36 protein-coding genes are annotated in these 25,552 nt (G+C 56.7%); 33 read left to right on the forward strand and 3 right to left on the reverse strand.

Features of this window, described 5'->3' with window-relative positions:
* The first annotated feature begins 3 nt into the window (after positions 1-3).
* Positions 4-531 (forward strand): hypothetical protein, encoded by a 528-nt coding sequence (locus tag AC1VYI_RS13810; protein WP_227641874.1) that lies wholly within the window; start codon positions 4-6, stop codon positions 529-531.
* A gap of 47 nt (positions 532-578) precedes the next feature.
* On the opposite strand, the gene AC1VYI_RS13815 is transcribed toward AC1VYI_RS13810, so the two are convergent.
* The gene (locus AC1VYI_RS13815) at positions 579-1,349 is read right to left on the reverse strand and encodes a DNA adenine methylase (RefSeq protein ID WP_045355447.1); all 771 of its coding nucleotides are present in this window, start codon (positions 1,347-1,349) and stop codon (positions 579-581) included.
* Positions 1,350-1,592: 243 nt separating this feature from the next.
* On the opposite strand from AC1VYI_RS13815, the gene AC1VYI_RS13820 reads away from it, so the two are divergent.
* Positions 1,593-2,159 (forward strand): DUF2441 domain-containing protein, encoded by a 567-nt coding sequence (locus tag AC1VYI_RS13820; RefSeq protein WP_045355446.1) that lies wholly within the window; start codon positions 1,593-1,595, stop codon positions 2,157-2,159.
* Here the strand turns inward: AC1VYI_RS13820 and AC1VYI_RS13825 are convergent.
* Complete coding sequence (locus tag AC1VYI_RS13825; protein WP_233422829.1) at positions 2,080-2,403, reverse strand: hypothetical protein; 324 nt, start codon at positions 2,401-2,403, stop codon at positions 2,080-2,082. The two genes, AC1VYI_RS13820 and AC1VYI_RS13825, sit on opposite strands and share 80 nt — an antisense overlap.
* Positions 2,404-2,534: 131 nt before the next feature.
* Here AC1VYI_RS13825 and AC1VYI_RS13830 point away from each other — a divergent pair, with 131 nt between their 5' ends.
* From AC1VYI_RS13830 to AC1VYI_RS13980, 31 genes are all read left to right on the forward strand, one after another.
* On the forward strand, positions 2,535-2,885 hold the full coding sequence (locus AC1VYI_RS13830) for a putative holin (RefSeq protein WP_045355445.1): 351 nt from the start codon (positions 2,535-2,537) through the stop codon (positions 2,883-2,885).
* A 2-nt stretch (positions 2,886-2,887) separates the two neighbouring features.
* Entirely contained in the window at positions 2,888-3,616 is a 729-nt protein-coding gene (locus AC1VYI_RS13835; RefSeq protein ID WP_045355444.1) for a transglycosylase SLT domain-containing protein, read from the forward strand.
* Positions 3,600-4,250, forward strand: a complete 651-nt coding sequence (locus AC1VYI_RS13840; protein WP_045355443.1) for a lipoprotein — start codon at positions 3,600-3,602, stop codon at positions 4,248-4,250. The genes AC1VYI_RS13835 and AC1VYI_RS13840 overlap by 17 nt, the downstream gene beginning before the upstream one ends.
* A complete protein-coding gene (locus AC1VYI_RS13845) occupies positions 4,247-4,579 on the forward strand; it encodes a hypothetical protein (RefSeq protein WP_000175096.1) in 333 nt (110 codons plus the stop codon). The genes AC1VYI_RS13840 and AC1VYI_RS13845 overlap by 4 nt, the downstream gene beginning before the upstream one ends.
* A complete protein-coding gene (locus tag AC1VYI_RS13850) occupies positions 4,572-4,883 on the forward strand; it encodes a hypothetical protein (RefSeq protein ID WP_006122433.1) in 312 nt (103 codons plus the stop codon). Before AC1VYI_RS13845 ends, AC1VYI_RS13850 begins: the two co-directional genes overlap by 8 nt.
* Positions 4,883-5,428: a DUF3486 family protein gene (locus tag AC1VYI_RS13855; protein WP_011410682.1), complete on the forward strand. Its 546-nt coding sequence runs from the start codon at positions 4,883-4,885 to the stop codon at positions 5,426-5,428. The genes AC1VYI_RS13850 and AC1VYI_RS13855 overlap by 1 nt, the downstream gene beginning before the upstream one ends.
* Entirely contained in the window at positions 5,425-6,948 is a 1,524-nt protein-coding gene (locus AC1VYI_RS13860) for a hypothetical protein (RefSeq protein ID WP_045329636.1), read from the forward strand. Before AC1VYI_RS13855 ends, AC1VYI_RS13860 begins: the two co-directional genes overlap by 4 nt.
* Positions 6,948-8,444 (forward strand): DUF935 domain-containing protein, encoded by a 1,497-nt coding sequence (locus AC1VYI_RS13865; RefSeq protein ID WP_045329634.1) that lies wholly within the window; start codon positions 6,948-6,950, stop codon positions 8,442-8,444. Before AC1VYI_RS13860 ends, AC1VYI_RS13865 begins: the two co-directional genes overlap by 1 nt.
* Positions 8,425-9,246 carry a phage head morphogenesis protein gene (locus AC1VYI_RS13870; protein ID WP_032637445.1) on the forward strand — a complete coding sequence of 274 codons (822 nt, stop codon included), beginning with the start codon at positions 8,425-8,427 and terminating at the stop codon, positions 9,244-9,246. The genes AC1VYI_RS13865 and AC1VYI_RS13870 overlap by 20 nt, the downstream gene beginning before the upstream one ends.
* A 2-nt stretch (positions 9,247-9,248) precedes the next feature.
* Complete coding sequence (locus AC1VYI_RS13875) at positions 9,249-9,707, forward strand: phage virion morphogenesis protein (protein ID WP_029464124.1); 459 nt, start codon at positions 9,249-9,251, stop codon at positions 9,705-9,707.
* Positions 9,708-9,921: 214 nt separating this feature from the next.
* Positions 9,922-11,019 carry a hypothetical protein gene (locus AC1VYI_RS13880; RefSeq protein WP_045355442.1) on the forward strand — a complete coding sequence of 366 codons (1,098 nt, stop codon included), beginning with the start codon at positions 9,922-9,924 and terminating at the stop codon, positions 11,017-11,019.
* Between the two features lie 13 nt (positions 11,020-11,032).
* A complete protein-coding gene (locus AC1VYI_RS13885) occupies positions 11,033-11,986 on the forward strand; it encodes a hypothetical protein (protein WP_029464126.1) in 954 nt (317 codons plus the stop codon).
* A 10-nt stretch (positions 11,987-11,996) separates the two neighbouring features.
* Positions 11,997-12,353 carry a DUF2190 family protein gene (locus AC1VYI_RS13890; protein WP_000537462.1) on the forward strand — a complete coding sequence of 119 codons (357 nt, stop codon included), beginning with the start codon at positions 11,997-11,999 and terminating at the stop codon, positions 12,351-12,353.
* A 1-nt stretch (position 12,354) separates the two neighbouring features.
* Positions 12,355-12,801, forward strand: a complete 447-nt coding sequence (locus AC1VYI_RS13895; protein WP_045355441.1) for a gp436 family protein — start codon at positions 12,355-12,357, stop codon at positions 12,799-12,801.
* Positions 12,801-13,265 (forward strand): Gp37 family protein, encoded by a 465-nt coding sequence (locus AC1VYI_RS13900; RefSeq protein WP_032637440.1) that lies wholly within the window; start codon positions 12,801-12,803, stop codon positions 13,263-13,265. Before AC1VYI_RS13895 ends, AC1VYI_RS13900 begins: the two co-directional genes overlap by 1 nt.
* Positions 13,265-13,516 carry a hypothetical protein gene (locus AC1VYI_RS13905; RefSeq protein WP_006122445.1) on the forward strand — a complete coding sequence of 84 codons (252 nt, stop codon included), beginning with the start codon at positions 13,265-13,267 and terminating at the stop codon, positions 13,514-13,516. Before AC1VYI_RS13900 ends, AC1VYI_RS13905 begins: the two co-directional genes overlap by 1 nt.
* Positions 13,506-14,933: a phage tail sheath subtilisin-like domain-containing protein gene (locus AC1VYI_RS13910; RefSeq protein WP_020803500.1), complete on the forward strand. Its 1,428-nt coding sequence runs from the start codon at positions 13,506-13,508 to the stop codon at positions 14,931-14,933. Before AC1VYI_RS13905 ends, AC1VYI_RS13910 begins: the two co-directional genes overlap by 11 nt.
* Entirely contained in the window at positions 14,930-15,454 is a 525-nt protein-coding gene (locus AC1VYI_RS13915) for a phage major tail tube protein (protein ID WP_162837902.1), read from the forward strand. The genes AC1VYI_RS13910 and AC1VYI_RS13915 overlap by 4 nt, the downstream gene beginning before the upstream one ends.
* A 2-nt stretch (positions 15,455-15,456) precedes the next feature.
* Positions 15,457-15,738 carry a hypothetical protein gene (locus tag AC1VYI_RS13920; RefSeq protein WP_045355437.1) on the forward strand — a complete coding sequence of 94 codons (282 nt, stop codon included), beginning with the start codon at positions 15,457-15,459 and terminating at the stop codon, positions 15,736-15,738.
* A 98-nt stretch (positions 15,739-15,836) separates the two neighbouring features.
* Positions 15,837-16,151 (forward strand): phage tail assembly protein, encoded by a 315-nt coding sequence (locus AC1VYI_RS13925; protein ID WP_000084225.1) that lies wholly within the window; start codon positions 15,837-15,839, stop codon positions 16,149-16,151.
* Positions 16,117-16,254, forward strand: coding sequence for a GpE family phage tail protein (locus tag AC1VYI_RS13930; protein ID WP_001148841.1), 138 nt, complete (start codon positions 16,117-16,119; stop codon positions 16,252-16,254). Before AC1VYI_RS13925 ends, AC1VYI_RS13930 begins: the two co-directional genes overlap by 35 nt.
* A 92-nt stretch (positions 16,255-16,346) precedes the next feature.
* Positions 16,347-18,812 (forward strand): phage tail tape measure protein, encoded by a 2,466-nt coding sequence (locus tag AC1VYI_RS13935; RefSeq protein WP_045355436.1) that lies wholly within the window; start codon positions 16,347-16,349, stop codon positions 18,810-18,812.
* Complete coding sequence (locus AC1VYI_RS13940; protein ID WP_045355435.1) at positions 18,812-19,696, forward strand: phage tail protein; 885 nt, start codon at positions 18,812-18,814, stop codon at positions 19,694-19,696. The genes AC1VYI_RS13935 and AC1VYI_RS13940 overlap by 1 nt, the downstream gene beginning before the upstream one ends.
* The gene (locus AC1VYI_RS13945) at positions 19,696-19,908 is read left to right on the forward strand and encodes a tail protein X (RefSeq protein WP_000478225.1); all 213 of its coding nucleotides are present in this window, start codon (positions 19,696-19,698) and stop codon (positions 19,906-19,908) included. The genes AC1VYI_RS13940 and AC1VYI_RS13945 overlap by 1 nt, the downstream gene beginning before the upstream one ends.
* Positions 19,896-21,065: a phage late control D family protein gene (locus tag AC1VYI_RS13950; protein WP_045355433.1), complete on the forward strand. Its 1,170-nt coding sequence runs from the start codon at positions 19,896-19,898 to the stop codon at positions 21,063-21,065. Before AC1VYI_RS13945 ends, AC1VYI_RS13950 begins: the two co-directional genes overlap by 13 nt.
* On the forward strand, positions 21,065-21,577 hold the full coding sequence (locus AC1VYI_RS13955; protein WP_000929399.1) for a phage baseplate assembly protein V: 513 nt from the start codon (positions 21,065-21,067) through the stop codon (positions 21,575-21,577). Before AC1VYI_RS13950 ends, AC1VYI_RS13955 begins: the two co-directional genes overlap by 1 nt.
* A 54-nt stretch (positions 21,578-21,631) precedes the next feature.
* Positions 21,632-21,979 (forward strand): GPW/gp25 family protein, encoded by a 348-nt coding sequence (locus AC1VYI_RS13960; protein WP_000859115.1) that lies wholly within the window; start codon positions 21,632-21,634, stop codon positions 21,977-21,979.
* Positions 21,970-23,073 carry a baseplate assembly protein gene (locus tag AC1VYI_RS13965; RefSeq protein ID WP_045355432.1) on the forward strand — a complete coding sequence of 368 codons (1,104 nt, stop codon included), beginning with the start codon at positions 21,970-21,972 and terminating at the stop codon, positions 23,071-23,073. The genes AC1VYI_RS13960 and AC1VYI_RS13965 overlap by 10 nt, the downstream gene beginning before the upstream one ends.
* Positions 23,066-23,644 carry a phage tail protein I gene (locus AC1VYI_RS13970; RefSeq protein WP_016246279.1) on the forward strand — a complete coding sequence of 193 codons (579 nt, stop codon included), beginning with the start codon at positions 23,066-23,068 and terminating at the stop codon, positions 23,642-23,644. The genes AC1VYI_RS13965 and AC1VYI_RS13970 overlap by 8 nt, the downstream gene beginning before the upstream one ends.
* 2 nt (positions 23,645-23,646) lie before the next feature.
* Positions 23,647-24,576, forward strand: coding sequence for a tail fiber protein (locus AC1VYI_RS13975; RefSeq protein ID WP_072268481.1), 930 nt, complete (start codon positions 23,647-23,649; stop codon positions 24,574-24,576).
* Positions 24,576-25,175 (forward strand): tail fiber assembly protein, encoded by a 600-nt coding sequence (locus AC1VYI_RS13980; RefSeq protein WP_045354216.1) that lies wholly within the window; start codon positions 24,576-24,578, stop codon positions 25,173-25,175. The genes AC1VYI_RS13975 and AC1VYI_RS13980 overlap by 1 nt, the downstream gene beginning before the upstream one ends.
* On the opposite strand, the gene AC1VYI_RS13985 is transcribed toward AC1VYI_RS13980, so the two are convergent.
* Complete coding sequence (locus tag AC1VYI_RS13985) at positions 25,147-25,551, reverse strand: tail fiber assembly protein (RefSeq protein WP_045354214.1); 405 nt, start codon at positions 25,549-25,551, stop codon at positions 25,147-25,149. The genes AC1VYI_RS13980 and AC1VYI_RS13985 overlap by 29 nt on opposite strands.
* Position 25,552: the final 1 nt, after the last annotated feature.

Raw genomic sequence — 25,552 nt, forward strand, 5'->3', positions numbered from 1 at the left:
ACTATGCGCAAATTATTTTTACCGTTGATATTAGTTTTATCTGGGTGTGGAGATAATACCGATCCTGCTGATACGTCCACCACAGCTAAGGAGCACACGGTTTTTAGCGTTGAAACAGATAATCCGGTTATAAAACGCGAATTACCGTTTATTCGCCAACAACTCCCCGGCCTGGATAAGTACGCGGACAGTTTTGAAAAAATCGAAGTATCCGAGGATAGCGAACGCCCGGTGACAACGGTGCAGTTTCATATTAAAGATGAAAATAATATTCCAAGTGACTACATAGCCTCTGGTCATAATTGTTATTTGTTCATATCAAATAATGCCCACGAAGTGAAAATATCTAAATCAGCATGTCAGGCTGTTTTTTTCGATAAAACGGATGTTCCCGGTGGAGACCTGACCGTGAAACTTGATAAGGAAAAAGTTCCTATGACAGATGATGGTAAGACCCCGCGAGCAGGTTGTTTGAAGGCTTATTCACCAGAGCCAGATAATGATTATTGGACTTGTCCAAGGCAGGGTTAAATGTTTAGGTGGTGCTGCAGATGCACCACCACCTTTAACTACCTCTTTCAAAAATTACAAATTACCAGCTCTTTCTTCGGGCTGGGTTTGCCTGTTACCTTAAGGTTGTAGCTGATATCAATCGACTGCATGTTCAGACCGTTGAATGCCTGCCGCATTTCCGGGATATCGTTCACCGATATAATCATCGTCCCTTTGATCCTTCGCGCTAAATCTGCCATGTGATCATAGTTTTCCAGCCCGAACTCCACACCATAGCCTTCCGTTCCCCAGTACGGTGGGTCACAGTAGAACAGCGTATGCGGGCGATCATATCGCTCTATGCACTGGTGCCAGTCCAGATGCTCTATCAGCGTTCTGGACAGGCGCAGGTGTGCCATCGATAGTTCTTCCTCAATACGCAGCAGATTGAAGCGCGGCGCACTGGTTGTAGAGGTACCGAATGTGTGATCGGCGACCTTGCCTCCAAATGCCTGTTTCTGCAGGTAGTAGAACCGGGCCGCCCGCTGAATGTCGGTGAGCGTTTCTTCCGGCGTATCCTGCAGCCATTTGTAAATCTGACGGCTGACCAGCGCCCATTTGAACTGGCGGACAAACTCTTCCAGGTGATGTTTTACCACCCGATACAGATTCACCAGCTCACCGTTGATATCGTTAATGACTTCGATCTTGCTGGGTGTCTTAAGAAAATAGAGCGCAGCTGCCCCGCAGAACGGCTCCACATAGCAGGTATGGGCCGGGAACAGCGGCAGAATATGCTTAGCCAGACGACGTTTGCCGCCAATCCAGGGGACGATGGGTAAAGATTGTTCTTTCATTATCCGTAAGCCTTTTGCAATCAGTGAAAATATGGCAGGCTAGTCTGGTCTCGCGAGACTGACTGAACCCTGGTCGGCTCACAGTGCATACCTGTGGGTTGATGACCAGTCCGGTGTTCGAGCACCGGGCTGGTCGTTCTTTCACTGTCAGGATGAGGTTTAGGGATAACTGTTTTCTATTAACGCAATTTACTGGATGTGTAACCTACGTGCAGTGTTAGTTAGATAAGGATTGTTTTCTGAATGGGTACGTATTACACACTTGATTCCGCTAATCGTCTGCCTTCGCCTTGCCATGTAATTACCGGAAAATACGAACCTGAAGTGCCGGAGCTGGCCGCTTTCCTTCATCAGATGTATCCCGATGGTCTTTCCAAGCACGGTCATAACTATCTCTATAACCCCGGTCCTAAAATGGAAGATGACAGTGGAGTCAGCAGAAGTCTGCTGGTCGGTCTGGTGTTTGAGTTAGTTCGCCGTAGCCATTTTCCTGACAAACCTTCCCGCTATCAGTCACTGTTTGCCTGTCAGCATCTGAGTGAAGTCAGGAAGTTCCGGGAATTACTGGCCGATGAGAGAGGCGAAGAGGAAATCAGAACGGCACCGATATATGAAGCCCTCACAGATGAGCCGGTGCATCGCGGAGATATGAGGTTATTGAACAGTGATTGCCCGGTGCTGGAACTTTATCACCGGGCCTGGCTTTACTGGTCGGGAGAAGCGGCCCCGGTTAAGACTGGTGAGGAAGAACCGTTCTGGGAACTGCTGATTCCGCTTCCAGTATTCGTTGGTCGCAGGATAACTGAGTAGCAGGATTAGGTGCGGCTTTATATCGTGATGTCGCCGCCACATTGCCAATCATCATGACGTTGTTTTCTCCGCTGGCGAAATAACTTCTTCTCTCTTCAAGTGCAACCAGCGCGTTTTTCAGTTCTGCAATCGCTTCGGTTGGGCAACATGCATCCACGCTCAGCGTGTAAGTTTTATTTTTCTCTCCGGTTCTGATCCCAAAGAGGAACCCTTTTTTAAAACCGGGCTGTTTCGGTTCAGTCATCGTGCTTGCCTCCCCTGTGTTTTGTGTGCCACCATTCTGGCCGCTTCCCTCTGCGAACACTTATAACGCGCTTTAAAATCCGTATCCCGCCACATTTGTGATGCTGTCTCCCACACAACAAGGAGACACTCATGAAAAACCTGAAAAAATTCATTCCCCCTGTTAAAAAGCCCCGTCTCAGCGGCTGGCTGCTGACCTCTGTGCTGTTGCTCGGCACCATCGGTCTGGTATCGCCTCAGCAGCTGCCGGTGGTTATCTACAAGCTGTCACTCATCACGCTGGCAGCTGTGCTGGGCTACTGGCTTGACCGTTCGCTTTTTCCCAAATCCCGCCCCGGTCAGTACCTGAAGCACGATGACAGGCTGATGGCTGATGGTCGCTTCCCCGTCCAGACTGGCCTTCACCTGGTCTTTTCCGCTGCGCTAATCCGCCGTGCGTTGATTGTTGCATCGGTCTGTCTGGCCGTGGCTACGGGGCTGTGACCATGAACTGGCCTCAAATCACCCTCATCATCCTGCTCGCCTTTGGTCTGGGCGTAACCGCCATCAAGCATGGCGAGCCACGCAACGATAAATACAGCTTCTGGTGGCAGCTCGCTGGCAACCTGGTGATTGCCTGGCTGCTCTGGTGTGGCGGTTTCTTCAGTCAGGCCCGCGCAGCCCAGCCGCCACAGGCCGCTCTGCAGTATCGCGACGATGTGATCCGTAATGCCCGGCTTGAATGGGGACTGTCTGCGCCGGTGGCCGATTTCGCCGCGCAGCTGCATCAGGAAAGCGGCTGGCGACCTGATGCGGTCTCGCCGGTTGGCGCTCAGGGGCTGGCGCAGTTTATGCCCGCCACCGCTGACTGGATAAGTCAGCTGATGCCGGGGCTGAACAGCCGTGAGCCGTTTAATCCGGCATGGGCCATCCGGGCGCTGGTCAGCTATGACCGCTGGCTGTGGCAGCGCGTCAGCGCCGCCAGCAACTGTGAGCGTATGGCCATGACGCTGTCGGGCTATAACGGCGGTCTGGGCTGGGTACAGCGGGACAAACGGCTGGCCTCACAGAAAGGGCTGGACAGTGCCCGCTGGTTTGGCCATGTCGAGACGGTGAATGCCGGACGCAGCGCCGCCAACTGGCGTGAGAACCGCCATTATCCGCAGCGTATCCTGCGGGAGCTGGCTCCGCGCTATCTCACATGGGGAGGCAGCAGCTGTGTGGAACCTGGTTAAAAGATTACCGTGGCGCGGCATGGTGCTGGCGCTTGTTCTGGTGGCTGCTCTTTATGGACTGAACCGCTGGGGCTATCACGACGGTTCTGAGGACGCAAAACGTGACGGTGACGCAGCGCTCAGTCGGCTGCAGTCAGCGTTTGATACCTACAAAACCGAACAAACGATGCTTGAGAACGCTGCGCTGCGGGCCTGGGCAAAGCGGTATCAGGATCAGGTTGCCGCAGGCCACCAGGCCGAAGCCAGTTACCTTGAGCAGATTGCTCAGCTTGAGAGCCAGAACAAACAATTACAGGGGCAAATTAACGATGTCACACAGCGCTGGATTGATGAAAAAGGCAAGAGCCATCCCATTGAGTGCGTGTTTACTCGCGGTTTCGTGCGCCAGTACAACACCGCGCTCGGATATGACAACGCATCCGTCGACACCGGTCATTCAGACACAACTGCCGCCGCTGACACCGGCACTCGCGCAGCGTCCGGGCAACCTGAAGCCGCTGACGCCTGGCTACGCGACTCAGGCGTCTCCCAGCGTGACGTCCTCGCCAACATCATCGACAACGCGAAGCAGTGTCGCATCTGGCGCGGCCAGATAAACGGGCTGCTGGACGAACGGGAAGGATTACATAAATGACGTTGCAGGTTGAATTCTGGACGGTGGTGGGCTTTCTCATCACCTTCATGAGCTTTGTCGGCGGTATGGCCAAGTGGCTGTTCAGTAAAGCGGAGGAGCGTCAGGCGGCGCGGTTCGCCTCCCTTGAGCAGTCGCTGCAACAGTCCGCCTCCAACTGGGGCGAGCTGGAAAAAGAATTTATGCGGTTTAAAGCGGATTTACCGCTGAACTACGTCCGCCGCGAGGATTACATCCGTGGCCAGACGGTCATCGAGGCCAAGCTGGACGCACTCTACAACAAACTGGAAGTGGTACAGCAGTACCGTCATACAGGAGGTCACCATGGTTGATATCGCCCGCGTGCGCCGGGAATCCCTGCGCTGGAGTCTGCTGGTTGCTCTGAACAAAACCCGCCCGTATACCGCCAGCGAGACGCTGCTGCTGGATGTATCCCGCGCCATCTACCCGGACACCACGCCGCTGGAGCTGCGCCGTGAGCTGGATTATCTGGCCGACCGCAAGATGGTAGATCTGGAGAAAAAACCCTCCGGTGACTGGTTTGCCGACCTGACCCGCCTCGGCGTTGACCTGGTGGAATACACCGTGGAATGCGGCCCCGGCATCGCCCGCCCGGAAAAGTACTGGAGTGAATGATGGCCAGACGCAGCACGATAGAAAAGCTGCCGGAAGATGTGCGTCGCTGGCTTGAGCGGGCGCTGACTGAATCCGGCTTCAGTGGGTATAACGAGCTGGAGTCCCTGCTGCGTGAGCAGGGTTACGTCATCAGCAAATCGGCTATCCATCGCTATGGCCAGAAGATTGAGCGCCGCTATGGTGCCATCCGTGCGGCTACCGAAGCGGCCCGCATGCTGACCGAGGGAGCTGCTGACGATCAGGATGCGCGTTCGGAGGCGGTGATCGCCCTGATTCAGACCGAGCTGTTCGAGAGCATCGTCCAGCTGCAGGAAGCGGAAGAAGGCGAAGTCGACCCCAAAGAGCGCGTGGCGCTGCTGTCGAAGGTGGCGAAGAACGTGGCCACGTTGTCCCGCGCGTCCGTCAACCTCAAGAAGTTCCAGTCTGAAGTTCGGGCCAGAGCGCAGCAGGCGGCCAGCAACGCCGAGAAAATTGCCCGTAAGGGTGGACTGTCAACCGATGCAGTACAGGCGCTGCGCCGTGAAATTCTGGGGATTGCCACATGAGTCAGCTTGCTCCCGTTTTGCCTGATACCTCGGCGCTGGATATCCCCGCCGTTCTGATGCCTTACCAGCAGCGCTGGGTGGCTGACACCTCTCCGCTTAAGGTGATTGAGAAGAGCCGCCGTACCGGTATCACCTGGGCTGAGGCGTCCGATGATGTGCTGACCGCAGCCTCTTCAGCACCTGCGGGCGGGATGAACGTGTATTACATCGCCTATAACCAGGACATGACCGTCGAATATATCCAGGCGTGTGCGATGTGGGCGCGGGCATTCAACTATGCCGCCAGTGAAATCGAAGAGGGTTTCTGGGAGGAGGACGAAGACGACAAGCACATCAAGACCTACACCATCAAGTTTCCCGACTCCGGTTTCCGCGTTGTCGCGCTCTCCAGTCGACCGTCGAACCTGCGTGGCCGTCAGGGCATCATCGTTATCGATGAAGCGGCGTTCCATGAGCAACTGGACGAGCTGCTGAAGGCGGCGCTGGCGATGCTTATCTGGGGCGGTAAGGTGCGTGTTATCTCCACCCATGACGGTGACGATAACCCGTTCAATACGCTTATCGGTGATATCCGGGCCGGGCGTCAGGGGGGCAGCGTACACCGCATTACTTTCCAGGAGGCTGTGTCGGAGGGACTGTTCCACCGCGTCTGCCTGCGTACCGGGAAAGAATGGTCGGAAGCGTCCGAGCAGGCGTGGATGGCATCGGTATACAAATTCTACGGTGCCGGTGCATCGGAGGAGCTTGACTGCGTTCCGGCCAACGGCGGCGGAGCCTGGCTGTCCCGCGCCCTGATTGAGTCCCGTATGTCGGCAGGCACGCCAGTGTTGCGTCTGACCTGCCCGGAGGGCTACGAACTGAAGCCCGACGACGTCCGCTGGAGCGAGACGCAGGACTGGCTGGACGAACACCTCAAACCATTGCTTGAAGCACTACCTGCTGACGCACGTTCTTTCCTGGGGAGAGATTTTGGCCGCAGCGGTGACCTGTCGGTGGACTATCCCCTGCTGCAGGAGAAGAACCTGGTGCGTCGCGTACCGTTCGTGCTGGAGCTGCGCAACGTGCCGTTCAAACAGCAGGAGCAAATCGCGTGGCATCTGATGGACGGCCTGCCAAACCTGATGGGCGCGGCGCTCGATGCCCGTGGTAACGGCTCTTACCTCGCCGAATACGCAATGCAGCGCTACGGCTCCAGCCGGGTTAAGCAGGTGATGCCAACTGAAAACTGGTACCGCGAGCATATGCCGCCGGTCAAGGCTGCGCTGGAAGATGGCAACCTGGTGGATTTACCGAAGGATGAAGACACGCTGGATGACCTGCGGGCCGTTCAGGTGGTCAACGGCGTTCCCCGCGTGCCGGAACAGCGCTCAAAAGCGAAGTCTGACAGTGGCAAGCGTCACGGGGATTCAGCCATCGCACTGGCGCTGGCGTACTTCGCCAGCCGTGAAATTAACAAAGGGCCGGTGAAGGCAAGCTCACGCCGTCGTCGTCAGGCGGCCCGTATGCTGGAGGATTACTGATGGCCCGTGGACTCTGGGTTTCACCCAATGAGTTTGTCTCTTTTGCCGAACCCACTAAAACGCTGACGGAGCAGATCGCCTCGCGCAGCCGCTCCATCGACTTCTTCGGGCTGGGAATGTACCTGCCTAACCCTGACCCCATTCTGAAATCTCAGGGCCGGGATATCCGCATCTATCGTGAACTGCGTACCGACCCGCTGGTTGGTGGCTGCATCCGCAGGCGTAAGGCGGCTGTCAAGTCGCTGGAGCGTGGTCTTGAGCGCGGTCATGCTCCGGCGCGGGTATTCAGCTTCATCCGGGATATGCTCGACGATCTGGATTTGTCACGCATCATCGGCGAGATGACCGACGCCGTTCTCTACGGATATCAGCCCTGTGAGATCATGTGGGGGCGTTCTGTTAAATCCTGGGGCATCGCCGATATCGTGGGTAAGCCGCCAGAGTGGTTCCAGTTCGACAATGACAACCTGCTGCGCTTTCGGGCAAAAGACGCCGGGCTGGAAGGCGAGCCGGTACCGCTGAACAAGTTCGTGGTACCGCGTCAGGACGCGACCTACGACAACCCGTATGGCTTCCCTGACCTGTCGATGTGCTTCTGGCCCGTGACATTCAAAAAAGGCGGCATGAAATTCTGGGTGCGCTTTGCCGAGAAGTACGGCTCACCGTGGGTTATCGGTAAGCATCCGCGCGGGACGGCCCAGGGTGAGATTGACCTGCTGCTGGACTCCATGGAGGCAATGGTGGAAGACGCGGTGGCCGCTATCCCTGACGATTCCTCCATTGAAATTAAGGAGGCCGCAGGCAAGGCCGACAGTAGCGATATTTATCAGAACCTGATCACGCTTGCCCGCAGTGAAATCTCCATCGCCCTGCTGGGGCAGAACCAGACCACCGAGGCCAACAGTAACCGCGCCTCCGCGCAGGCCGGACTGGAGGTCACCGATGATATCCGTGACGCTGACGCTGATATCGTGGAAAGCGCGGTGAATCAGGCCATCAGGATGGCGGTATCGATGAACTTTGGCGATGTGGCCAGCCCCGTCTGGAAGATGTGGGAACAGGGAACGGTCGATGATACCCAGGCGACCCGCGACGAGAAACTCAGCCGCGCCGGTGTGGTCTTCACCCCGCAATACTTCAAGCGTGAGTACCAGCTGCAGGACGGCGATATTGACGAGACACCACCGTCAGAGCGCCAGAAGAACACGCTGCCGCTGTCGTTCGCCGAGGCCATAGATGCTGATATTCAGGCCCAGCAGGACCTCGATGATGCGCTGGATATTCTGATGAACGGTGGCACCTTAAATGGCGTACTTGCGCCGGTGCTGGAGCCGCTCTTTAACCAGGTGAAAGACGGCGTTAACCCGTCTGAGCTGCTGGGGGCGCTGGCTGAACTGTACCCGCAGATGAATGCGGATGACCTGCAGGAACGGCTGGCCCGTATCATGTTTGTTGCAACTGTCTGGGGGCGTCTGCATGAGCGTGACAACGGCTGAACTGGCGTACTGCATGACGCTGCCCCCAAAACGGGCTGTCAGCTACCTGAAGTCCAAAGGGTATAGCTTCACGTGGGACTGGGAGGAGATGTGGCAGGATGCCCATGCCCGCGCCTTTACCGTCGCCAAAGTGACCCGCCTTGATATCTTGGAAGATATCAGGAGCGCCCTGCAGCAGGCACTGGATGAGGGCAAGACTGACCGCTGGTTCCGCCAGCAGCTGGAGCCGGAGCTGCAGCGCAAGGGATGGTGGGGGCCACGTGACACCACAGACCCGGTAACGGGCGAGCCGGTCACCATCCAGCAGGGCAGCCCGTGGCGGCTCGACACCATCTTTCGTACCAATATGTCCGTACTCTACAGTGCCGGTCGCTGGGCGGAGCAGATGGAGAACGTCGACGACAGGCCGTACTGGATGTATACCGGCATCAACGACAGCCATACCCGCAAGAGCCATCTGGCGCTGCATGGTCTGGTGCTGCGCTATGATGACCCGTTCTGGCAGGCGTTCTACCCGCCGAACGGCTGGCGCTGCCGCTGTGGTGTCATTGCCCTGAGCGCAGCCGATGTGCGTGCCCGTGGCCTGAAGGTGTCAGATTCTGGCTCAGCCATGGGATGGGAGCTGAAGCTGGTCTCAGAGAAAACAGGCGAGATGCAGAACGTCGCCACCTTCAATACCGGCACCACGAAGGTGGCCACCGACGTCGGCTGGTCTTACGCGCCGGGGGCAGCATACCGTCCCGACCTTGCCCGCTATCAGGGTACGCTTCAACCGCTGGCACAGCAGGAACTGAGAGGATAACGATGGCTTCCGATAACCTGGTCAATATCACCATTAACGATGAATCCCTGCGCCGGAGCCTCCGTGCGCTGGACCTGGCTGCCACAGACCTGGAACCCGCGATGCGTAAAATCGCCGGAACCCTGCTGGCTGAGACACAGTTTAACTTTCTCGATGAGGGGCGTCCGGGGTGGACTCCCTCGCTGGCAGCGCAGGAGCGCGACGGGCAAACACTGCAGGATACCGGGCGTCTGATGGGGTCAGTATCAACCGACCATGACGACCGGCAGGCAGCGGTTGGCACTAATGTCGTTTATGGGCCGATTCACCAGTTCGGTGGTAAAACGGGGCGTAATGAGTCCGTTGAACTTCCGGCCCGTCCGTTCCTGCCGCTGACAGGGGACGGTGAGCTGCAGCCTGAAGTGGTTGTCCCCATCCTCGATACGATTGTCCGCCATCTTGAAGCAGCGGCCCGTCGCTGAGTTTTGTCTCTGCAGGCGGGTGATTTATCATTGCCAGCCGCTGAGGGGCTGTATTACCTTTATAAAGGCTTTACAGCCCCCGCTTTGCACCACTATTTGCCCGCAGCGTGACATTCCCCGTACTGATACCCCCGATTTTTTCTAAAGCAGATTAAAAGCGCTGCTGATGCTTTTTCCACAGACTGTCCCCGACAACGTAACGCGGGACAGCAAAATGCCAGCCATTCACATTTTTAAAGCCGGTACTCATACCGATATGCACGGCACGAAACTGCCGTTCACGCAAAGCGATCTTGCCGCCTGCGTGAAAGCCTATGACCCGTCCGTCCATGAAGCACCACTCGTTATTGGCCACCCCAAAACGGAAGACCCGGCGTGGGGCTGGGTGAAATCCCTGTCACTTAACGGCGGCGATCTGCTGGCAGAGCCTGACCAGCTCGACCCGCAGTTTGCCGAACTGGTGGGCAACGGACGCTTCAAGAAGGTCTCCGCCTCATTCTATCTCCCTGACTCACCGAACAACCCGAAGCCCGGCACGCTTTACCTCCGTCATGTCGGCTTTCTGGGGGCGCAGCCACCTTCCATTAAGGGGCTGAAGCAGGTCTCGTTTGGTGAGAAAGAAGAAGGCGTCGTGGAGTTTGCCGACTGGAGTGATATCACCAATGCCTCTTTATGGGGCCGTCTGCGCGATTTTCTGATCGCCCAGTTCGGGCTGGACGAGACCGACAAGGTGCTTCCTTCATGGCAGGTTGACTCCCTGCGCGAAGAGGCTTACCGCGACACCGGGAAGTCTGAACCGGACTTCAGTGAACACAATCCCAACCCTCAACAAGAGAACAGCACCATGACTGAAGAAGAAATCAAAGCGCTTCAGGCGGAAAACACGCGTCTGAAAGCGGAAGCCACCCAACGGGCGGAACAGGAAGCAAAGACCAGGCAGGACAAGCTGCACGCGGACAACGTCTCCTTTGCCGAGAAGCTGGTCGGCGCGGGTCGCCTGACCCCGGCAGCAAAACCGGTTGTTGTTGCCATTCTTGACGCGGTCTCTACAGGTGACAAGCCGGTTGAGTTTGCCGAAGGCGATACCCGCACCCCGCTGGCCACGGCGTTTAAGACGCTGCTGGACAGCACTGATCCGGTACTGAATTTCAGTGAGCATGCGACCAAAGACCGCGTGAGCACGGATATCAAAACGACGTCAGCGGAGTTTGCTGAAGCCGACCCGGAACGTCTGGCGCTGCATCAGAAAGCGCTGGAACTGTCGAAAAAAGAAGGCATCAGCTACGACGCTGCTGTCTCCCGCTGCCTGTAATTAAGGAGAGAACATGTCTGACTATTTAAAGGGTAAGCGCGTCGTTGACCCGGTGCTGACCAGCATCGCACGCGGTTATAAAAATGCCGCGTTCATCGGCGAACGCATCTTCCCCATTGTCCTTACCGATAAGGAAGGTGTGACCGTGCCGACCTTCGGTAAATCCGCTTTTGTGGAGTACGACACCGAGCGTGCCGTGGGGGCTGACAGTAACGTTCTGGTGCGCGAGAAAACCGGCAAGCTGGACCTGGTTCTCAACGAGCACGATCTGGCCGCGCCGGTGGACTATCGCGAGCAGGCAGAGTCGATGTTCAACGAAGAGGCCAAAGCCATTCGCCGTGTGACGAGCGGCGTCAACCTCAAGCGAGAACTGTATGCGGCCCGTCTGGCCCAGGACAAGAACGTCTATCGCGCGGCTAACGTCAAAGCGCTGGCCGCTGCCGACCGCTGGGGTGGTGGCAAGGGTGACCCGATTGGCATCATTGAAGGCGGGATCGAAGCGGTGCGTAACGCCACCGGCCTGCGTCCGAACCTGATGACCATGGGGGCAAGCGTCATGTCGCTGCTGAAGTTCCACCCGGCGATTCAGGCCGCGATTGGGGCCAACGAGCGCAAGCGTATCACCATCGAAATTCTGAAAGACCTTTTCCAGCTGGAAGATGTGGCGATCGGCGAGCCGGTCTCCATGGCCTCCATGAAAGACGCGCAGAACAAGGACAAAGTCCCGACCGATATCTGGGGCGACAACCTGATGCTGCATTACGTCGGCAAACCCCAGCCGGGCACCGACAGCGCCGACGAAAACGAACCGTCCTTCGGTTACACCCTGCGCCGGAAAGGGATGCCAGTGGCGGATAAATACGACGGCGTCGGCGGCAAAGTGAAGTACTGCCGTTATACCGATATCTACAAAGTCGCCGTGGTCGGTGGCGATGCCGGGTATCTCGTCACCAACATCGTGAAATAAGGAGACGGTCATGGGTACAACTCAACAGGTCATTCTGACCACCACCGTGACGGCCAGCGCGGCGCTGACGCAACAGCGCTTTGTCGGTGCCGATAATGGCCCCTGTCAGGCCGGAGCCGTCGCGCTTGGCGTGGCAGAGGTGGATGCCGCTGCCGGTGATGTAACGCCAGTCAACGTACTGGGTATTGTTGCAGTCGAGGCTGGTGCTGCGATTGCTAAAGGGCAGAATGTCCAGTCGGATGAGAATGCCTGCGCCGTTCCCCAGACAGCCGCATCAGGCGAGACCCCGGCGGGTATTTCTGCCGGGATTGCGCTGGATGAGGCTCTGGCCGAAGGCGACGTTATCCGCATCCTGCGCGGTGTGTGATATGTACTGCACCCTCGCGGATTTGCTTGAACAGGTTCCTGAGCGGACGCTAATTCAGCTCACCAATGAGGAGCTGGACTTCGACTCGCCCGCGACGGTGAAAACTGAGGTGATGGACAGCTGTATTCGCTATGCCGATGAGCTGATTGATGCCCATCTGCGCGGACGCTATACCCTGCCGCTGGCGGAGATACCGACCGTTCTGCGCGACATTGCCATCACGCTGGTGCGTTACCGGCTCTACACCCGCCGCCCGGAAGGCGCAGTCCCGGATACCGTGAAGGATGACCACAAAGAGGCCCGGCGTCAGCTTGAGGCCATCCGCGACGGAAAACTCACGCTGGGGCTGCAGTCGACTCAGAAAGACGTGCCTGAGTCCGGTGAAATCCGGGCACGGGCACGCCGCCCCACCTTTGGCGGGCGCGACGGCTTACTGGAGAAATACTGATGAACGTTCTGCCCGTCCTCGATGCAGTACTGACCCGGTTACGGGAGAAGCTGCCGCAGCTGCAGGTGGAGTACTTCCCGGAGAAACCGGCTGAATATCGCCTGAATCATCCGGTTGGGGCGCTGCTGGTGAGCTATGCCGGGTCGCGCTTCGATAAGCCGAATGATATCGGTGCGGTACTCCAGCCTCAGACTATCCAGCTCTGCGTCACGGTGGTCTTCCGCCAGCTCAACGGTAAAAGAGGCGCGATTGATGTTCTGGATGCAGTCCGTCGCATCCTCGGTGGCTACACCCCGCCGAACTGCCGCCGTCGCATCTGGCTGACCCGCGAGGTATTTATCGGTGAGGTCAAGGGGCTATGGCAGTACGCCCTCGACTTTGCCACTGAAAGTGTCTTTATCGAAGACAGCGATTTACCGTCCGGCCCGCTGTTAACCGAAGTGAACTATGAGGAAAGCGAGTGATGAAAGAATACCGCTATTCCGGCCCGGCCAGCGGCGTCACGCTGTCGGACGGAACCGAAATCCTGCTCTGGCCGGGGAAGAATGTTTCCCTGCCGGAGGAGCATGACTATGTGAAGGTACTGGTGGCGCTGAAGCATCTGACACCGGTATCTGAAGAGACTAAACCCGCCAGCACACCGGTTGTGCAGTCACCAAAGCGCAGGAACGTCGGCGACAACGATGTGAAAACGGAGGACTCCCATGGCAGCTAACTATCTGCATGGCGTCGAAACCATTGAGGTGGAAAACGGTGCCCGCCCGGTAAAAACGGTGAAGTCTGCCGTCATTGGCCTGATTGGTACCGCCCCGATGGGGGACGTCAATACGCTGGTGCAGTGCCTGTCTGAGAAAGATGCCGCGGCGTTTGGCAGCCAGCTCACCGGCTTTACCATTCCGCAGGCGCTGGATGCGATCTACGACCATGGGGCAGGCACCGTTCTGGTCATTAACGTGCTTGATCCGGCTGTGCATAAAACTGCTGTGGCCGATGAAGATGTAACGTTCGACAAGGCGACGGGCAAAGCGAAGCTGGCTAATCCGGTGGTCGCGCAGCTGGTACTGAAACCGGACAGCGATGGCCAGCCTTATGTGGAAGGTCAGGACTACTCGCTTGATGCACAGACCGGGGTGATTACCAACCTCGGTAAGAGCATCGCGGCAGATGCAACGGTGAAGGCCAGCTATAACTATGCTGATCCCACTAAAGTCACCCCGGCTGATATCATCGGTGCCGTTAATGCGGCGGGCAACCGTACCGGCATGAAGCTGCTTAACGACAGCTTCAACCTGTTTGGCTACTTCGCAAAAATCCTGATTGCCCCGGTCTTCTGCACCCAGAACAGCGTCTCGGTTGAGCTTATCGCCATGGCTGAGAAGCTGGGCGCGGTGACCTACATCGACGCGCCGATTGGTACCACTTTTGCTCAGGCTCTGGCGGGGCGTGGCCCGGAAGGCACCATTAACTTCAACACCAGCTCCGACCGCGTCCGTCTGTGCTACCCGCACGTCAAGGTGTACGACGCGGCCACCAACAGCGAACGGCTGGAGCCGCTGAGCCAGCGTGCTGCAGGTCTGCGTGCAAAGGTCGACCTGGACAAGGGCTACTGGTGGTCGTCCTCCAACCAGGAGATTCTGGGTATCACTGGTGTGGAGCGCCAGCTGTCAGCAATGATTGACGACCCGCAGAGTGAGGTGAACCTGCTCAACGAACAGGGCATCACCACGGTCTTCAGCAGCTACGGCAGCGGCCTGCGTCTGTGGGGCAACCGTATGGCGGCATGGCCAACGGTCACCCATATGCGCAACTTTGAGAACGTTCGCCGCACCGGTGATGTGATCAACGAGTCCCTGCGTTATTTCAGCCAGCAGTACATCGACATGCCGATTACCCAGGCGCTGATTGATGCGCTGACGGAGTCGGTCAACGCCTACGGTCGCAAGCTGATTGGTGACGGTGCGCTGCTGGGCTTCAGCTGCTGGTTTGATCCGGCCCGCAACGAAGAGACGGAGCTTGCCGCCGGTCACCTGTTGCTGAGCTACAAATACACGCCACCACCACCGCTGGAGCGACTGACGTTTGAGACCGAGATCACCTCGGAATATCTGTTAACCCTGAAGGGGAATAGCTGATGGCAAAGATTGAGATCAACCGCATCACGAATGCCAACATCTACCTGGATGGCGCTAACCTGCTGGGCCGGGCCGAGGAGGTCAAACTCCCGGACGTCTCCATGACCATGCAGGAGCATAAGGCGCTGGGGATGGTGGGCAAAGTGGAACTCCCGGCAGGCTTCGACAAGCTGGAGGGTGAGATCAAGTGGAACAGCTTTTACCGCGACGCGATGCTGTCTGCTGCGAACCCGTATAAGTCGCTGGCGCTGCAGTGCCGTTCCAGCGTCCAGCGCTACAGTTCGCAGGGGCTGATTGACGAAATCCCGCTGGTCACATTCCTGACGATCATGTTCAAGAAGAACCCGCTGGGGACGTTCAAACAGCACGAGAACGCCGAGTTCTCCAGTAGCTTCACCTGCACGTACATCAAGCAGGTACTGGATGGTGAAGAGCTGCTGGAGCTGGACTATCTGGCCAACATCTTCCGCGTCGGCGGCGTTGACCAGTTGACTGACTACCGCATCAATATCGGGGGCTGACGGTGACCGTCGAGATTGAAGATAAAGGCGGGAACTGTGGTTCGATTGGCATGGGAAATGGTACGTGGTTTACCATCCTTGATATTCCGGGGGTGGAAAACCTTTTTAATACCCAGAAAACCAATGACCCGATTGACTGCACCCGCTCTAAAGCACGGAAGCTGGCTGACCTGATTGAGGAATGGGAGCCACCTGACCACTGGTTCACCGGCATCGGCAAATCTGAAGGAAAGGCGCTTCTCATCGCCTTCCTGCGTAACTGCAAAGGCTTTCGCACTCACTGATATCACAGGGGCTTCGGCCCCTTTCTTCTTAATCCCCTTTAATATCCGTCACGTCCACCTCCAGACATACTGCTCTGAACTTACACAGGAGCACGATCATGTCACAGACCCAATCCGATACTTTTAAGCTGTCTTACCCCTTCACCACCGCAGCAGGCACCAGAGTGGAGCAGGTTGAACTGAAACGCCTGACGGTCAAAGACCTGAAGCAGGTGCGCAAAATCAGTAAAGACCCGGCTGACTGGGACGAACCGCTCATTGCCCGTAGCACCGGTATTCTCCCCGAAGACCTCGATAACATGGATCTTGCCGATTACATGGAGCTGCAGAAACGATTTCAGCAAGTCACTGGGCTGGGCAAGAGCGACGAAAACGCTGATGCAGGCGCAGGGGCTGCTGGCGAGGTGGTTTAGATTTCAGCCGGGGGAGATTGATGCCCTCGATACTGACGATCTGGAGATGTGGCTGGAGCAGGCTGAAGAGCAAATCAAAAGCGAGTTCGGCGACAATCAGTAACGACTCATCACTTAACAGCCGCCCCTCGCGGCTGTTCTGCATGGCTCTCAGACATTTTCCTTCCGTTTTTCCGCTTTCAGAGGATAACAACCGTGGCCAGTGAATTTTCAGTCGGCGTCATTATTGGCGGCATTGTCGGGAGCAGCTTCCGCTCAGCCGTCAGTGGCACCCGACGCGCCCTAGATTCCCTGGGCGATACATCCCGACGCCTGCAGGAACGCCAGAATGCCTTAACTCGTGCAACTGAACGTTATGGCCAGTTAGGCTCTTCCCGGATGCAGCGCCTCAACAGCGAACTGCTGCGGGTAAGCCGCACAATGGAGCAAATTGAACGCCAGCAGCGCCGTCTGTCAGCAGTATCAGCCACCAGTGACGCGCTGAAAGCTAACCGCATGGCGCTCTATGGCCAGGGAGCAGAGACTTATGGTATCGCCCGAACGCTGGGCGCACCGGTCATGGCCTCTGTCAAACAATATTCATCGTTTGAATCCCAGCTACGCGATATCAGTGTCACCGGTGATCTGGATTCAAGGCAGGAACAGGCCATCGGTACTGCCATTCGTCGGGCATCCCTGCAGGTCAATCAGCTCCAGGAATCTCTGTTGAGCGGCGTTGGTCAACTGGTTGCCGATGGCATGAATCCGCAGCAGGCAGCGACCTTTGCCGGGATGCTCGGTAAAGCGGCCACGGCCACCAAAGCAGATATGACTGACCTCGCAAAAATGACCTACGCCTTTAGCGATGCGCTGAAAATTACCGATGCCAAAGAGCTGGAGCAGGCGTTTGGGATTGCGGCAACCGGGGCCAAGCTAGGCTCGTTTGAGCTGAAGGATATGGCGAAAGCGTTACCCGGTATGGCCAAAGCCTTCGCTGCACGTGGTATTTACGGCAAAGACGCCATAACCCAGATCGTAGCCAGTCTGGAAGTGGGTAAAGGCAGCGGCTCAGCGGAAGAGGCCGTCACCAATATGTCAAACTGGCTGGCGGCAATGGGACGCGGAGATACCACGCAGAAATACGCTAAGGCTGGCGTGGATTACCAGGGATCAATGCAAAATTATGTAGCCCAGGGGTTCTCTCAATATGAAGCCTCCCTGATGATTGCCAACCGGTTTATCGACGGTAAAGGCAAGGCATTTGTGCAGCAATGGAAGGCGGCAGGCTCAAGAGGCGATCAGGAAGGCCAGCAGAAGCTGATGGAGTCCTTCGGACTGGCGGAAGTCTTTACCGATATCCAGACCGTGAACCATCTACTGTCTATGCGTCAGGGCTGGGATAAGTACCAATCTAACAAGCAGGAAATGAACACTCCCTCTGCAATGTCTACGCTGGACAAGGATGCAGCGAAACAAAATGATACGCTCGAAGGACGTTGGCGCAGAACGCAGATTGGGTTTAACGACTCGGCCATTAGCATCGGAGAATCATTACGTCCGGCGTTGATCCAGCTGGGGGAAACATTCATCCCCTTAATGAACAGCGTTGGAAAATGGATTGCGGCTAATCCGCAACTCGTGAGCGGCACAATTCAAGTGATTGGCGCATTACTTGCGTTCAAGATGGCAACCATCGGCCTCAAGCTCGGGCTGAATCTCCTTATTTCACCTTTCGTCAACGTCTGGAAAAATGCCGTGCTCCTGCGGGCCAACTGGCTTCGCCTGACACTCGCGCTGGGTGAAGGCGGCAAACTTCGCTGGCTGGTGACCGGCTTCAGCTCCGTCGCCAGAGGAGCCAGAACACTGGGTGGTGTGCTCTCCGGGGGGCTGGTCCGCGGCATTATGATCGCCGGGCGTGCCGTTCTCTGGATTGGCCGGGCACTGCTGATGAATCCCATTGGTCTTGCTATCACCGCCGTCGCGGCGGCGGCTTATCTTATTTATCGTAACTGGGGGGCTGTCAGCAGTTGGTTCAAACAGCGCTGGGCTGACATTAAAGAGGCTTTTAACGGCGGTATCATGGGGATTGGTAAGCTGCTGATTAACTGGTCGCCGGTTGGTCTGCTCTATAAAGCCTTTGCGGCTGCGCTGAAATATCTCGGCGTTGATCTGCCAGCGAAGTTCACTGACTTCGGTGGCCATCTTATCGACGGGCTGATAAACGGCATCAAAAACAAATGGGAGTCGCTCAAAACCACCGTCACAGATATGGGCGACAGTGTCGGCGGCTGGTTCAAGGAAAAGCTGGGCATTCATTCGCCGAGCCGCGTGTTTATAGGCTTTGGTGACAATATCGCGCAGGGTGCCGCTATCGGCCTGCAGCGTACCACACCACTGGCAGCGCTCGCCGGACAACGCCTGGCAACAGAGATGACTCCCGATGTTCCCCGTATCCCGTCGCCGGAAATCATGGCAGCGGGATATTCAGGTCGTGGCGCAATTGCAACTGGCGGCGGAACATCTGGCGGTATCCAGGTCAGCTTTAATCCTCAGTTTTTCCTCAATGGCAAAGAAACCGCAGCGCCTGACGGGTTGACCGGCGCACTGAATATGAGCCTGCATGAGCTGGAGAAAATGCTGGATCGTCTGCTGGCTCAGCAACAACGCAGGAGGTACAGCTGATGTTTGCAGTTCTGGGTGATATTGAGTTTGAACTGATTACCTACTGGGATGGCTTCGAGGCCACGTTCGGCGTCGATTATGCGGAACATGCCCGCATAGAGGGTAAGCCCGGCCTGCAGTTCGTCGGCGACAAGCTGGACGAAATCCAGATAAGCCTGGTCTTCCATCAACATTATTGTGTGCCCGACGTGGAGCTGGCGAGACTGAGAACGGCCATGAAAGCCCATCAGGCGCTGGCACTGGTTTTCGGCAACGGTGACTATCGCGGCTGGTTTGTGATTACCGACGTGACCGCGACCAGCGAGCAGACCGACAGCACAGGCAACGTGCTGGCCGTCAATGCCACCGCGTCTCTCCGGGAGTACATTGGCGACCCGAAAAACCCGCTGCAGCCGCCTGCAATACGCACCCAGGTTCCCGGCGTCGGAGCGGTCTCCGGTGCTGTTCCTTCACCTTCCGGGGTGGCCCAGTACGTTCGCGACGGCGTCAATTATGCCAAACAGGCGCAGTCTGTTCTCCAGACCACTATCAGTGCCGTTCGGGTGGCGCAGAAGATGAAGGATAACCCCGCCGTCGCACTGACCCGCGTGCCGGGGCTGATGACCGGACTGGGCAACGTGTCCGGGACATTAGGTCAGAGCGTTCCGGCGTTTAATGCTCTCTCTGAATCCATGCCCGATGCCATCAGTCTGGCCAGAGCCACCAGTGATGCGGCTACATATGTACAACAGGCACAGTCTTCGCTGAGCGGCGTGGACGGCAGCAATATCGCGGCAGCGCTGGATGCTGTTTCCGGGCAGCTTAACTCCGCCAGCACCACCTTCACTCGTATGTCGCCGGGGTTAAGCACCATGGCAGCTAAAATTCTGGCGAGGAGTGTGTGATGTTTCTTGAACATGTCACCCGTGACGGAGAGCGCTGGGACTCTCTGGCATGGCAGTACTACGGCGACCCACTGGGCTATCCCCGGATAATTGCCGCCAATCCGCACGTGGCCATTACGCCGGTGCTGCCCTCCGGGCTGTTGTTACTGATCCCGGTTATCGAGGCTGAAGAAGCCACCACAGAAGAGGATATTGCCCCATGGCTGAGATAAACAGCACTGCACAGGCCGCATCAGCGTTAACCGGCGTCAGCGATGTTCTGAGTCCGGTATTCACGCTGTGGTATCTGCAGAAGAACATCACCACCGATATCGCCCCCTTTGTCACCCGCGTAACCTACAGCGATAACATCAAAAGCGAGTCCGATACCATTGAGGTGGAGCTGGACGACACCGATGGCCGCTGGCTGGATAAGTGGTATCCGGGCAAGGGTGACACGCTGACGCTGAAAATGGGTTATCAGGGCGAGAAGCTGCTGTCCTGCGGTACGTTCTCGATAGACGAGATCGAGGTGAGTTCGCCCGCGTCCGTTGTCGCTATCCGGGGCGTGGCCACGTCGGTCAACAACGCCCTGCGGACAAAATCCAGTCGTGGTTTCGAGAGCACCACGCTGGCGGCCATCGCCGGGCGGATTGCCAAAAAGCATCAGCTGAAGCTGGTTGGCAGTATTGAGTCCATCAAAATTGACCGCGTTACACAGTATGCTGAAACGGACGTGGGCTTCCTGCGTCGACTGGCCAGCGAGTATGGTTATGCCGTGAAAGTGGTCAGCGACCAGCTAATTTTCTCTCATCTGGCCACGCTGCGCGATCAGGAGCCGGTAAAACAGTTGAAGCCACAGGATGTGGCCAGCTTTTCCCTGCGTGACACCATCAACCGCGTCTACAAATCCGCAAAGGTAAAACACCAGAAGAGCAGCGATAAAAAGCTGATCGTCTACGAAGCTGATGGCGGTACCAGCGAAAGCGACAAACAAACCAAAGGCGGTAAGGTCACCAGTGCCGACTCACTGAAGGTCAACAGCCGCGTCAGCGACCCGGACAGTGCCCGGATTAAAGCGGATTCGGCGCTGGCCAGGCATAACGAATACCAGCAGAACGGCTCCCTGACGCTGATGGGGACGCCTCAACTGACTGCAGGCAACAAAATTGAACTGGTGGGTTTTGGACAGTTATCCGGGCCATGGCTGATAACCACTGCCCGCCATGCGTTTGACCGCAACAGCGGCTATATCACCGAACTGGAGGTGGCGCGAGGGCCGGTCACGCAGGGCAAGGCGAAGAAAGGTAAAAAGACCGGCAAGAGTCAGACACTGACCGTCTATAAACCGGACGGCAGCACATCTACGGTAACAAAGGAGAAGAAATAATGGCAGGCGTCACCCGTCAGGTCGGTACGGTCAGCGCCGTCGATGCCGACAAGGTTCAGGCCCGCGTTCGTCTGCCTGAGTGCGATAACCTGCGCACTAACTGGCTTAACGTACTCCAGCGCAACACCCAGGATAACAAGGATTACTGGCTCCCTGACGTGGGGGAGCAGGTTGAGGTGCTGCTCGATGCCAACGGCGAGGATGGTGTCATTCTGGGCGCGGTGTATTCAGACGTCGATAAGCCACCGTTCAGCGACAAAAACGTCCGGGGCACGAAATACGCGGATGGCGCAGAGTTCAGCTATAACCGCGCGACCCATACGCTGACGGTCAAAGGTGGTATCGAGCGCGTAGTAATCGAGGTTGCGGTGGGTATCAGTCTGAAGGGGAAAACCATTGATTTGACCGCTGACACCACCACGGTGAACGGCAACCTTGAAATCAACGGCAATGCCCACTCAACAGGCAGCATGCTGTCTGATGGCCAGAACTCTAATCACCACTCCCACTGACCTTCTTAAACGCCTTTAATATCGGCGTTCCCGCGCAGGGGCAATACTGCCCCCATGAAAACAACCTCCGTATTCTGGCAACCGGCCCTGCAGGCCCCCGGCGAAATCGTTCGGGGGCTGGATGATATCTGGCAGGCCATTCAAATCATCCTGCGTACTCCTCGCGGTAGCGACCCGCATCGCCCGGAGTTCGGCAGCAATCTTCACCTTTATATCGACTGGCCCATCGACCGGGCTATTCCGCATGTGGTGCGCGAATCCGTCGATGCCATTCGCCGCTGGGAGCCTCGCTGCCAGCTTATGTCGGTTAAACCCGCCGTCGACGGCGAACATCTTACGCTCCGGGTGAGCTGGAAAGGCTCTGACGGACAGCCCCGGACTCAGGAGCTTTTATGGCGCTGACAGAACCCGATTTTATTGAACGCGATGCCGACAAAATCACGGCTGAAATGATTGCTCAGTACGAAGCCGCGACCGGCAAGACGCTGTACCCCGCCCAGGCTGAGCGCCTGCTGATTGACTTGTGGGCATACCGCGAAATGCTGGTCAGGGTAGCGGCGCAGGAAGCGGCCAAACAGAATCTGGTCGCCTTTGCCCGTGAGCCGATGATTGATTACCTCGGTGAACTGGTCGGTGTTTACCGCCTTGCCGCGCAGCCTGCCACCACAACTCTCCAGTTCTCCGTGGATGAGGCACTGGCCATTGATGTGCTGATTCCGGCAGGCACCCGCGTCAGCGCTTCCGACAGCATTATTTTTGCCACCGAAACGGACGTGGTGCTGAAAGCCGGATTGCTGCTGGTCAATGCCACGGCCACCTGTACCGAACCGGGAGCCGCTGGCAATGGCTGGCAACCTGCGCAGGTCAGTCAGTTGCTCGATGAGATTGATAACGTCGACCTGCAGGTGACCAATCTGATGGCAAGTTCTGGCGGTTCAGAGCAGGAAGACAATGACAGGCTCCGCGAGCGTATCAAACTGGCCCCGGAGTCATTCACCAACGCCGGAAGCCGTATGGCATACCGCTTTCATGCCATGCAGGCCCATCCCAACATCGTCGATGTTGCGGTGCTTTCCCCGGTTCCCGGCACCGTAGAACTGTATCCGCTGCTCAGCACCGGCCTGCCGGACGACAGCATCCTCACGCTGGTAGAGAGTTTCTGCTCGGACGAAAAAGTCAGGCCGCTCACTGATACCGTGCGGGCTAAAACACCTGTTCAGGTGGATTACGCCATTGAAGCCAACATCACTATCTATCGTGACCAGGATGCCAACTCGATAAAGGACAGCGCCAACAGCGCCATACAGAACTGGGTAGCGTCTCGTACCGCCACGCTGGGGCGCGATATTGTCCCCAGTCAGATTATCAGCGTGCTGTCCGTTGCCGGAGTGTATCAGGTCGAACTGGTGACACCGGTGCTGAAGGTAGTGGCAGAAAACGAATGGGCAAACTGTACGGCGATCACTCTTAACATGACTGGAGTGTCTGATGGCTGAGCCGCTACAACTCCCGCCGCCGCTTGAGGGTGATATCAGTCTCAGAACGCTGGGAAGACTGGCCGGGCGGCTGGATAACATCGACCTGAGCGTACTGATGGTCTATCTCGTCGATATTGTCGACAGTTCCGCGCTGCCATGGCTGGGCGAGCAGTTCTCACTGTTTGGCGATGGCTGGGAGCTGGCGGAATCTGACGATGTTCGCCGCATGCTTATCAAATCCGCTATCGAGCTGCACCGCTACAAAGGGACGCCGTGGTCAATCAGGGAAATTATCCGCCGTTTCGGCTTCGGCGAAGTGGATCTGATTGAAGGTACTGGCCAGATTGGCTACGACGGCAAACACACTTACAACGGGCTTTTCGTTCATGGCGATGCGGAAGCCTGGGCGGTATATCGCGTCATCCTTCAACAGCCCATCACTAACGATCAGGCGGCGCTGTTACGCCAGACGCTCGCTGCTTTTGCTCCGGCCCGCTGCCATCTGGCAAGCTTGGAGTATCAGTCTGTCGCCATTCGCTACAACAACACCGTCAACTATGACGGCAGCTATAACCACGGGAGCAGTTAATTATGGCAAACCTACCTGAAACCCCGCAGTGGGAAGAAGGCATCTACCAGATTGAGGTCTCTGACCCCGTTCTGGGTGGGCCTGACGGAATTTCTAACCGTCAGGGTAAACAACTGGCCAGCCGCACGCTGTACCTGAAACAACAGGTTGAGAAAGGCGGTACAGACCTTGCGAAACACATCGCGGCAGCAGACCCGCATACCCAGTACGCACCGAAAGCCAGCCCGACATTCACCGGCACGCCAACAGCGCCTACGCCTGCAAATAGCGACAACAGCAAGAAGCTGGCGACGACGGAGTTTGTGGCCAAAGCACTTGCGGCGCTTGCAGGCAGCGCCCCTGAGACGCTGGATACGCTCAAAGAGCTGGCTGATGCCCTTGGTAACGATCCAAACTTTGCAACCACGGTCCTGAACAAGCTGGCGGAGAAGCTGGCCAAAGACCAGAACGGCGCAGATATTCCTGACCCGGCGCTCTTTGTCAAAAACCTTGGTTTAGGGGAAGGCTCTGCGTTGCCTGTCGGCGTACCTGTTCCATGGCCATCTGCAACACCGCCCACGGGGTGGCTCAAGTGCAACGGTGCGGCATTTTCGTTAGCGCAATATCCACGGCTGGCTGTTGCTTATCCCACTGGCACTCTCCCGGATTTACGTGGTGTGTTTATTCGCGGCTGGGATGACGGGCGAGGTCTTGACAGTGGCCGTGCCATTTTGTCTTACGCTGCTGATAAAATGAGAAAGCATACTCATGGATTTTTATTTGGTAATGGGGATGGAACAGCAACCCCTGCCGTACATGAACAATCAAGGAAAGCAGCAGCAACAACTTACTATGCGGTTTCGGGAAGCAGTGGTGTGTATATAACTGAAGAAGGCCAGAATGAGACAGCTCCATGCAATACCGCGTTTAACTACATCGTGAGGGCAGCATAATGTCTCAGGCAGAATTAAACAGCGAACTGATTGCCATCGTAGCCGGTGATGTCATCGTATTTAACTATGACGGTGAAACGCGAGAATACCTGTCTTCGTCAGTTGAGTATCTGGCGGCAGGTGTCGGCATCCCAGCCAATTCATGCGTGGATGCGCCTGACAAAATCAAAGACGGCTTTACTGTTTGCCGAACGGCAGATGGCAAAGCCTGGGAGTATGTTGTCGATCATCGCGGTGAGGTTGTTTACAGCACAAAAACAGGCGAGAAAATTTCCATCACCGTACCGGGTGATTATCCGGAGGATACCACTACGCAGGCCCCTGGCACACTCTATGATAAGTGGAACGGCAGCGAATGGGAGACCGACACAAATGCACAGCACGCTGCGGCTGTGGAAGAGGCCGAACAGCAGATAAACGCGTTGCTTGCTGAGGCAACGACGATTATTGCTCCACTGGCAGATGCTCAGGCTGGAGGCTATATCGATGATGCTGACGTGCCACGCCTGGCTGAATGGCAGCGGTACCGCTATAAACTGACTAAAGTCGATACCAGTACCGCGCCTGCCATTACCCTCCCAACAAAGCCGGGGGTATAGGCCATACGGGTTTTGTTGTATCAACACGCATCAGCAAGACCCGGTATTTTTTCCATTCTGACAGTGCAGTCGATTCTTCATCTGTTGCCATGCCTAAATCAACAGCATCCTGAAGCGGCGCGATAGAGTTATTAGCCTGAGCCATTAATGCGGACTTCTGCCTCTCAGCTTTAGCAATTAATTCTTCAGTCGTTGGTGGTGGTGGATCTGTTAGCACAGGAAAGCCGTCTGCATTGCTCGAAATATATTGTCCGTTACTTTGCCCATCAAGTAACGCTTCCCAATACTCAACGCTTATTTCGACAACATCATCAGGCGCGGTGTCTGCACTGGTAAAAAAGCCTTTTTGTGACCCCGAATAATAATATTTTTCCATT

It is taken from the genome of Enterobacter sp. QK-SA4 (genome assembly GCF_056856775.1).